Here is an 8,754-nt window from a genome sequence, read left to right as displayed (position 1 = left end):
GATACCGTTCAACCGCCTTTGACGCAGGCGCCCCGGGCCCGGCCCGTTGGCTGCGCAGGCCCTTTGCAGGTCTCAACGGCCGGCAAATTCTACATCAGCCAAGGCCTTGAGAAAAAAAGCTACGCGGGAGATACTTCGTTCTGGAGACGCGGCGACCTCACATTACCACGGTCTGAGATAATTGTGGCTCAGAGCAGAGCGGGGCCCGGAGCATTGGATATCTGGCGGCCGCGAGCCGAGCGTCGCTGGGAAGGTTGGGTCAGGGCCAGAGGGTTTGGGGACCGTGTCGGAACAACACACCGATGAACGTGACAGTCGAATTGCGCGGATCACCGCCATCTTTCGGCGGGATCTCGTCGGATACGCGATTGGATCTGGTGCGGTGGCGGCGGTTATCCTGATAGGATTGTCGCTTGAGGGCCTTATCACCCAGAGCTCGATCCTCATCATATTCCTCCCGGCGATCCTGGTTGCCTCGGTTGTCGGTGGGATGGGTCCTGCTCTTGTCGCGATCGGATTGTCCATCGTGGGAAGTTTCGTGCTGTCCGGTTTCCAGACTATCGGGACGGCACCGCTCTTGCCCTACGGAGTCTTCCTGGTCGTAGCGCTGGTGATCGCGTGGATGGGCGAGATGCTCCATAACGCGCGGCGAGAGATGGCCAACACAGAGCGGGAACTGCGTGAGCGCGAAGCACATCTGCGCACATTGTTCGACTCGTCGCCTGATGCCACGATCGTAATCGATGTCCGCGGCGTCGTGACATCCTTCAACGCGGCAGCTGAGCGACAATTCGGCCACCCCGAGAACGAGGTCGTTGGGCGCAACGTCAACATGCTGATGCCGGAACCCTATCATGGCGAGCACGACGGATATATCCAGCGCTACCTGACGACCGGTCAGAAGCGCATCATCGGCATCGATCGGATTGTCGTCGGGAGACGGAAGGATGGTTCAACCTTTCCCATGAAATTGACAGTCGGCGAGATCCGTCATGGGGAACAGATATTCTTCGCTGGCTTCGTTCAGGACCTGACGGAACGCACCAATTCCCGGGCACAGCTTCAGGAGGTCCAGGCAGAGCTGGCCCGCCTCGCGCGACTGAACGAGCTGGGTGAGATGGCCTCCACGCTTGCTCACGAGCTGAACCAACCACTTTCGGCCATTGCCAACTATGCCCAGGGCTGCACCCGCCTGCTCCGCGACGTCCCTGATGCTACCGCTGCCAAGATGCGGGAGGCCGTGGAAGAAATCACCCGTCAGTCGCTTCGGGCCGGACAGATTATCCGTCACCTGCGGGAATTCGTTGTTCGAGGAGAGAGCGAGAGCTCCGTTGAAGATATCCGCAAGCTGATTGAGGAAGCGAGCGCACTGGCTCTCTTGGGCTCGACGGATGTTGGCGTGGAGTCGGATTTCGATTTCGATCCGATGGCCGGTCCAGTGGTCGTCGATCGCGTTCAGATCCAACAAGTACTAACCAACCTCATGCGCAACGCTATTGAGGCGATGCGCAATAGCGAAACGCGATTGCTACGCGTGAGTACCTTTGCCGATGAGCGTGGGTATGTGGCCGTAGAAGTTTCCGATACCGGATCGGGCATCTCAGCTGAGATCGTGCCGCAGCTGTTCAAGCCATTTGTGACCACGAAAGCGAGTGGAATGGGAATCGGGCTCTCGATCTGCAAGCGCATAGTCGAGTCACATGGTGGCGTCATCGAGGTGTCGAGGAACGCCGACGGTGGTGCGACCTTCCGTTTCACCCTTCCAGTCCATGAAGATGAGAGCACCAATGCAGTCGGATAGTCTTGTGATCCACCTCGTCGATGACGAGGAGCCGGTCAGAAAGTCGCTCGCCTTCATGCTCACGATGGCCGGCTTCACCGTACGGCAACATCAATCGGCAACCGACTTCCTCGCTGTGGCACCATTGATCCAACAGGCATGCCTGGTGACTGACCTCAGGATGCCGGACCTAGATGGTGTTGAGCTCCTTCGTCGACTGGAAGGCCTTCAGGTTCGCATCCCCGCGATTGTGGTCACGGGTCACGGCGACGTTCCGCTGGCGGTCGAAGCGATGAGGGCCGGTGCCCGCGACTTCATCGAGAAACCGTTTGAGGAAGAGGTGCTGATCGAGGCAATCAACCGTGTCGCGGCAGAGATGAAAGTCGAAGCAGACACCCATCAGGCCGAGGCCATTCGTGCCCGCCTCGACCGTCTGAGTGCGCGCGAGAAGGAAGTGTTGTCGGGCGTCGTGGCAGGATTGCCAAACAAGACCATCGCTTACGATCTCAACATTAGTCCCCGTACAGTTGAGGTGCATCGAGCCGCGGTGATGTCCAAGATGGCCGCCGGAAATCTTCCGGAACTCGTCCGCATGGCGATGGCCGCGGGGTTTCTCGCACAGTAGCGGGGCCGATGATATGTGCTCCAATTGACTTGCCTCAAATCCAGAAGTGCCAAATTCCGGCACGTATGTGCTTGACGGGGGGGTTCCCTCTGCGACACGGCAAGGAGAGCACAGCTGTATACGAGGCGGCCTGCACTCGTCGTCGCCCTCGATGAGGGGCTGCGACGATCCATAGCCTTCGCCCTTGAGGTCGAGGGCCTGGTCGTTCTGACATCCGCCACTCTCCGGACGCTGCCGGAAGTATTGGGTTCGGAATTGATCGGATGTGCGGTGATTGACGACGAAGCAGTCACCTCAGAGGACGACTGGGGCCGTCTGATGGGGATTGGAGCTCCGATCGTCATGCTGGTCGATCGAATGGAGACGATGCCTGCCGACTTCACCGGAACCGTTCTGCGAAAGCCACTCCTTGGGGGGCGGCTTGTAGAGGCAGTGACGCGCGCGCTCAGTCCCAAGTTGCCCTCTAAGTAGAATCCCCTACGGGCATCTCCCAATTTCACGAAAGACGGATTTGCGCGATGAGTCCTCCTGTGCTGGACAGGGAGACCGCCATGACCATTCAAAGCAGCCGTGAATTCGCCGCACTGGCTCGGACCGCAAAAGTCGGAAATGACGGGCACCGGGTTGGGCCCTCTCCCGTGAACGCGGTTATCCACTACGACATCGGTGCCCTCATCTTCAGTCAGGGTGATCGAGCCGGCAATATTTTCACCGTCACGAGCGGAGCGGTCCGGCTTTCCCATCTTCTTGCGGATGGCCGGCGCCAAGTTCTGGCCTTTTGTATGCCCGGAGAGGTCTTCGGATTTGCTCAAGATGGTATCTACTCGTTCTTCGCAGAGGCGATCGAGGATTGCTCGGTGGTCGCTCACAGCCCGCAAGAGGTCCGCGCCGCGGATAATCTCAACGCGGCACTTTCGAGCCTGTTTTCCGCGCAAAGCCACATGCTTGTTCTCGGTCGGCAATGTGCGGCCGAGCGTCTTGCGTCGTTCTTGCTCGACATGGCCAAACGCCAGCGAGGGCGGCGATGCGTAGAGCTCTCAATGAGCCGCGCTGACATCGCCGATTACCTTGGGCTGACTGTCGAGACCGTGTCCCGCGGCCTTGGCAAGCTTCAGAAGGATGGGGTTATCCTGCTTCACAGCGCCCGCTGCATTGAAATCAGAGAGCCGCAGGTGCTTCGGGACATGGTCGAGTAGCTGGGCAGCATTGGCCGTTGCCGTCTGGCACGGCAGCCTAGCAATATCGATCACTTATCGGTTTTGTCGTCGAACTTGAGGGGTCTACTCCCGTGATCTTTCTTACCGCAAACGCACGACAAGAAGACCTGGACCGGCTGGCCGACGTTCATGCCGTCGCCATCCTCCCAAAGCCGTTCGATCCGATGACGCTTGCCGATCAGGTTCACGAGATTTGGATGAACCTGGCCTGACTGGCCAAATGCCACAATCAGGGGGCCGGACCCGAGATCCGAAACCACAGGGGAGAGAAACAAATGACCTAACGAAACCTGCCTGAACCAATCCTCCTTATATGAGCCTCTCTGGACTTGCTGCGGCAAAGCGGCATTCTGACCACAACGACTGGTGTGTCAGGTGATCACAGCAAGCCTACAGAATTGGATTTGGCTTGGCCACTCGATCAACAAGCGCAGAAGCTTGATGCATGGTGTGTACGTTGTAGCAGACGTCGAACCGTATTATCGGGGAAGCAATAAGGGCCGAAGCCTCAACGCCTGCGTCAGGTCAGGTCACACCGTGCCCCCAAGGCTTTCCTCGAGCTCCACCATCTCTTGCCCGCCGGCCATCATGTCCTGCAATTCCTCAGGCGAGATCTGACCGCGCAGAGCCGTTCCCAGCGTCTTGCCGCGGTTGATAACGGTGAAGCGGTCTCCCACCGCTAGGGCATGGCGCACATTGTGAGTTATGAAGACCACGCCGACACCGCGCTTGCGCACCCTGTCAATCGTCGAAAGGACATTGGCCGTCTGCCGCACGCCAAGCGCCGAGGTCGGCTCGTCCAGGATCAAGACCTCTGCGCCGAAATAGACAGCACGGGCGATGGCAACGGTTTGCCGCTCACCGCCTGAAAGCGTTCCTACCGCCTGGTCGGGTTCGCGCAGGTTGATGCCCATCTTGCGCATCTCCTCCATCGTCACCTCGTTCGCCTTGGCAAAATCAACGAACCTTAGCGGACCGACACGGCGCAGTGGCTCCCTTCCCATCCAGAAGTTGCGTGTCACCGACATCAGCGGGATCATGGCAAGATCCTGGTAGACCGTTGCGATTCCAGCCTCCATGGCATCCCTCGGGCTATCAAACTTCATCGGCTTTCCCTTGAACAGGATCTCACCGCTCGAGGGCGTGTGAACTCCCGACATCGTCTTGATGAAGGTGGATTTGCCGGCCCCGTTATCTCCCAGCAGGCAGTGGCATTCGCCAAGACGGACGTCGAAGCTGACGCCGCTCAACGCGATGACCGGGCCAAAGTGCTTGGCGATGTTGCGCATCTCGATGATCGGTTCGTGATCGTAGGACGACATCAGCGTTCTCCCGTGATGAGCCGGCGGATGTAGGTGTTCAAGATCACGGCGAGGATCAGGATCGTCCCGAGGAACACTCTGAAGAGCGAACTTTCCGCGCCCGAAAAGAACAACCCCTGCTGCACCACGCCGAAGATCAGCGCACCCAATGCTGCACCGACGACAGTGCCGTAACCGCCGGTCAGGAGCGCGCCGCCGATTACGACGCAGATGATCGCCTCGAATTCCTTGAGCAGCCCTCGGTCAGCAGCGGCGGATCCAAACTCCATCACCTGGCAGGTGGCGAAGACGCAGGCGCAAAAGGCGGTGGTCATGAACATGAGGATCTTCACTCTGTTGACCGGGACGCCGACATAGCGGGCGGCCTGTGCATCGCCGCCTGCCGCATAGATCCAGTTGCCGAAACGGGTGCGGGTTAGGACGACATGGCCGATGACGATCAGCACTAGTGCCCAGACGATAAGCATTGGGATCCCCTCGACGACCGGTTGCCCGGCGCGGGATCCCGCCGAATAGGTCTTCAGCATGCCGTGACTTGCCAGCCAAACGAAGGCCCCGTGCAGGATTTTGCCGCCGAAAACGGGGGCCAGCCAATCCCCCTTCGCCGCCTCCTTAACCCCGCCGATGATCGTCTTGTGCGTTGTCACGATGGACAACCAGATGGTCAACCCGCGGAGAATGTAGAGGAAGGCGAGCGACACAATGAAGCTCGGCAGCCCCGTCTTAATTACCAGGAAGCCATTGACCGCACCGATGCTGACGCAGATCGCGAAGGCGACTAGGATCGCGGTCCAGACTGGCCAGTGCAGTTGGACTGAGAAGATCGCGATCAGGATGCCGGCGAAGCCGATCATCGAACCAACCGATAGGTCGAACTCGCCCGCGATCATCAGAAGGCACGCCCCGACGGCAATGATCATGAACTGAGCCGAGACGACGCTCCAGTTCATGATGCCCTGCGGGCCGAACATGCCGCTGTCGCCGGCGATCATCAGGAAGAAGGCGAACACCAGAATTACGCCCGCGATCGCCCCCAGTTCCGGCCGGATCAGGGCGCGACGGAACTTCGAAACCTGCTCTATTCGTTCGTCAGCCATAACGCTCTTGCTCTGTCTTGCATATCTATCTAGAGCGCGCGCAGTTCCGGCCGGGCCGGCTGCACGCGCCCCTCGGGGAAGAGAACCTCAGCGGTAGGTGCCGGCGAGTTTCTGGACCTGCCCGATCGTGGCCTTGGTGATGAAACCCGGCCCCGAGTTGATCGAGTCGGGCGGGATTACCCCGTAGCGGTCGTAGTTTGCCAGAAGCACGATCGGCAGATATCCCTGCAGGAAGGGCTGCTGGTCGATGGCGAACGCGATCACGCCGCTCTTGATCGCCTTGGCAATGGCGGGATCGAGGTCGAAGGTGCCGAAGTAGATCTGGCCAGACTTGCCCATGTCATCGAGAGCCGCGATCGTCGGATCCGCCGAGTTCGGCCCGAGCGTAAGTATACCGTTCGTCTTGGGATGGGCGGTCAGGTAGGCTTCTACCTTATTCTTGACTTGCGACGGGTCCATGCCGGAATCGATCATCTGGTTGCCCAGCGGCACACCAAGGCCGTCGGCAAAACCCTGGCAACGTTCTACCGAAGCGGGGTTGGTGATGTAGTGATTGACGCAAAGGAAATGGGTCACGCCCGCCTTCTTTGCCCGCTCTCCGGCGGCCTTGCCCGCGGCGTATTCGGGCTGACCGATATGCAGCAGGGCCCCCAATTCCTTGGATTGCTTGATGGTGCCGGAATTGACCGTTATCACCGGGATGCCCTGGTCCACAGCGGCGGTGATCGGGCCCTTCAGGACGTCGAAATCGGCGATTGTGGTCACGATACCGTCGGGATGCGAGGCCGTCGCCTGCTGAACAATCCGCGCCATCTGCGCAAGGTCGCCGGTAGGCGGGTTACGGTAGTCGACGGTGACATTCATCTGCTTGGCGGCCAGATTAATCGCGTTCTTGATGACGTTGAACCAGCTGTCGCTATCGGCGCCATGGGTGATGTAAACGAAGTGTAACTGCTTCGCCTGCGCCACGCTGCCAAATGCCGTCACGGCTAGAGTCGCGCCGATCGCCATGGATTTCAGAAATTTCCTCATACTTTCCTCCCATTTGGTGTTCCTGTTGGGACCGCCAGGAACGCAGCGGTACGGGTCAGGCGACGCGCTTGGCCGCCTGCTCCTCCAGTGCCGTCTCGAATGCGGCCTGTGTCCAATTCTCACGCACCGCCTGTGCCAGCAGGTCTTGCTGCGTTGGCGGCGCAAGACCGCCGACCGGCGGATCGAGATCGAGGTTGGTTGGGAACGGGTAGCCGTCGGCTGCTGCCGCAATCGCCGCAGCACGTTCGGGTTCGCCCAGCACGGCGAGATGCGGGAACAGCGCCAAGCACATTGCGGTGCGATCGACCTGTTCCATGTGCCGCGCGAAGGGCGAGGCGACCTGCAGAAGGTTCACCATCCGCACGACGTCCCTGGATCTGTTCGCCCCCGCCGCATGGAACAGCGCCGGGCTAAAGAAAATCGCGTCCCCCTTGGCCAGCGACAACTGAATATGATTAGCCTCGAAATAGTCGCGAAAGTCGCTCCGCAGCGCGGCGACATAACCATCCTGGAAGCGCTGCGACCTCGGCAGCAGCTTCGTTGTGCCGGCTTCCGGCGACATATCCGAATGGGCCACGCCGCCCTGCAGGATAAGCATCGGGCTGAAGCTGTGCACATGCGGCGGATAGGTCGCCATCTGCTCACCCGTCATAAATCCGAGGTGATAGTCGCGGTGCGCCGCCTGAGCTTTGCCTCCGGGACGGACCTGGTTGACCTGGGTCGCGATCTGGTAGCCCGGTCCAAGCCAGGCGCGGCAGGCCAAGTCGATCACCGGGTTGCCCATGTAGCGCGCAAACACCTCAGGGCTGCGTAAACACAGCTTTTGCGCGCTGTTCCAGACCCGGTCATTGGTGCCGGCGGCGGCAAAATGGTCACCCGCCGTCGCGCCGGCCTCGCGCTCGGCGGCAATGATGTCCTGAAAAACCCGCGTCGCGGCATCGAGTGCGTCGAGATCGGCGAACGCACGCTTGATCACGAAGACCCCCGCTCCCTGCGACAGAATCCGCACCCATTCCTTCGCGACGCTGCCATCCACCGTGGTGCCATCATAGATCGGCACCCCCTTCTCGACGCTCAGCGCGGTCGGAGTCTCAGACGGATCGGTGCCACTCTCGACGTCCGCGGCAAACGCATCCAAATCCGGGGTGCTGGGCCAAACGATATCCTTCATGTCTCTTTCCTCCTCATAGGATTTGCGGGTCCACCGGGCCGGGAACCGGGCAGGACGGACGATCGCTTGGTCGACAGATGGGGGCGGCAGTCCCCGACGGGCGGTGCGATCACATCCGTCACGAGCATTGATCCGCGCGCTAAACACGTCACGGAACCAAGCAATCCTCCCCCAAGAACCAGATCGCGACATGCGTCGCATTCGCTTTGACAACATTCATTGATAAGTTTGTATTTTGTCAATATATATTTTATGCTGAGCCCGGAGCGGGTAGAATGGTTGAGTTTTAGGTGCCCTGTACGCAGGTACTGCACGTCAAAACGACCGTCCAAACGCCGCCCGATAAAGGGTACTGCTACGGTGGCGGCCCGGTTGCCATCCGCGTGGGTCAAGCGGGCACCGCCAGCCAACGCCCTTCACGGCTTGAGGCGTGGATCGTTTCGACCAGCGTCTGGATGCGCAGGCCGGCGTGGAAGTTGAACGGCTCGGGCCGCCGCCCGGCCAGAGCCT

At 60.1% G+C, this 8,754-nt stretch carries 8 protein-coding genes; 4 read left to right on the top strand and 4 right to left on the bottom strand.

Features of this window, described 5'->3' with window-relative positions; genetic code table 11:
* The first annotated feature begins 283 nt into the window (after positions 1–283).
* From EIP85_RS22260 to EIP85_RS22245, 4 genes are all read left to right on the top strand, one after another.
* On the top strand, positions 284–1,801 hold the full coding sequence (locus tag EIP85_RS22260) for a PAS domain-containing sensor histidine kinase (protein WP_277749332.1): 1,518 nt from the start codon (positions 284–286) through the stop codon (positions 1,799–1,801).
* Positions 1,788–2,405 carry a response regulator FixJ gene (gene fixJ / locus EIP85_RS22255; RefSeq protein WP_127904403.1) on the top strand — a complete coding sequence of 206 codons (618 nt, stop codon included), beginning with the start codon at positions 1,788–1,790 and terminating at the stop codon, positions 2,403–2,405. The genes EIP85_RS22260 and fixJ overlap by 14 nt, the downstream gene beginning before the upstream one ends.
* A gap of 551 nt (positions 2,406–2,956) precedes the next feature.
* Positions 2,957–3,601 carry a helix-turn-helix domain-containing protein gene (locus tag EIP85_RS22250; RefSeq protein WP_127904402.1) on the top strand — a complete coding sequence of 215 codons (645 nt, stop codon included), beginning with the start codon at positions 2,957–2,959 and terminating at the stop codon, positions 3,599–3,601.
* Between the two features lie 92 nt (positions 3,602–3,693).
* Positions 3,694–3,834, top strand: coding sequence for a response regulator (locus EIP85_RS22245; RefSeq protein WP_164871867.1), 141 nt, complete (start codon positions 3,694–3,696; stop codon positions 3,832–3,834).
* 318 nt (positions 3,835–4,152) lie between these two features.
* Here EIP85_RS22245 and EIP85_RS22240 read toward each other — a convergent pair whose 3' ends face one another.
* The 4 genes from EIP85_RS22240 to EIP85_RS22225 form a co-directional block, all read right to left on the bottom strand.
* Positions 4,153–4,944 (bottom strand): ATP-binding cassette domain-containing protein, encoded by a 792-nt coding sequence (locus tag EIP85_RS22240; protein ID WP_127904400.1) that lies wholly within the window; start codon positions 4,942–4,944, stop codon positions 4,153–4,155.
* Complete coding sequence (locus EIP85_RS22235) at positions 4,944–6,041, bottom strand: ABC transporter permease (protein WP_127904399.1); 1,098 nt, start codon at positions 6,039–6,041, stop codon at positions 4,944–4,946. The genes EIP85_RS22240 and EIP85_RS22235 overlap by 1 nt, the downstream gene beginning before the upstream one ends.
* A gap of 87 nt (positions 6,042–6,128) precedes the next feature.
* Complete coding sequence (locus EIP85_RS22230) at positions 6,129–7,073, bottom strand: sugar ABC transporter substrate-binding protein (protein ID WP_127904398.1); 945 nt, start codon at positions 7,071–7,073, stop codon at positions 6,129–6,131.
* Positions 7,074–7,128: 55 nt separating this feature from the next.
* Positions 7,129–8,244 (bottom strand): phytanoyl-CoA dioxygenase family protein, encoded by a 1,116-nt coding sequence (locus EIP85_RS22225; RefSeq protein ID WP_127904397.1) that lies wholly within the window; start codon positions 8,242–8,244, stop codon positions 7,129–7,131.
* Between the last annotated feature and the right edge of the window lie 510 nt (positions 8,245–8,754).

This window comes from Solirhodobacter olei (assembly GCF_004010155.1).
Lineage (GTDB): Bacteria > Pseudomonadota > Alphaproteobacteria > Rhodobacterales > Rhodobacteraceae > Solirhodobacter > Solirhodobacter olei.
Note: the sequence above shows the minus strand (reverse complement) of the source record. Positions and strands in the feature narration are given on the sequence as shown.

Bases quoted from the DNA above. Each gene is read 5' to 3' on its own strand.
- EIP85_RS22250 (WP_127904402.1), top strand. From the start codon at position 2,957: ATGACCATTCAAAGCAGCCGTGAATTCGCCGCACTGGCTCGGACCGCA.
- fixJ (WP_127904403.1), top strand. From the start codon at position 1,788: ATGCAGTCGGATAGTCTTGTGATCCACCTCGTCGATGACGAGGAGCCG.
- EIP85_RS22230 (WP_127904398.1), bottom strand. From the start codon at position 7,073: ATGAGGAAATTTCTGAAATCCATGGCGATCGGCGCGACTCTAGCCGTG.
- EIP85_RS22235 (WP_127904399.1), bottom strand. From the start codon at position 6,041: ATGGCTGACGAACGAATAGAGCAGGTTTCGAAGTTCCGTCGCGCCCTG.
- EIP85_RS22225 (WP_127904397.1), bottom strand. From the start codon at position 8,244: ATGAAGGATATCGTTTGGCCCAGCACCCCGGATTTGGATGCGTTTGCC.
- EIP85_RS22240 (WP_127904400.1), bottom strand. From the start codon at position 4,944: ATGTCGTCCTACGATCACGAACCGATCATCGAGATGCGCAACATCGCC.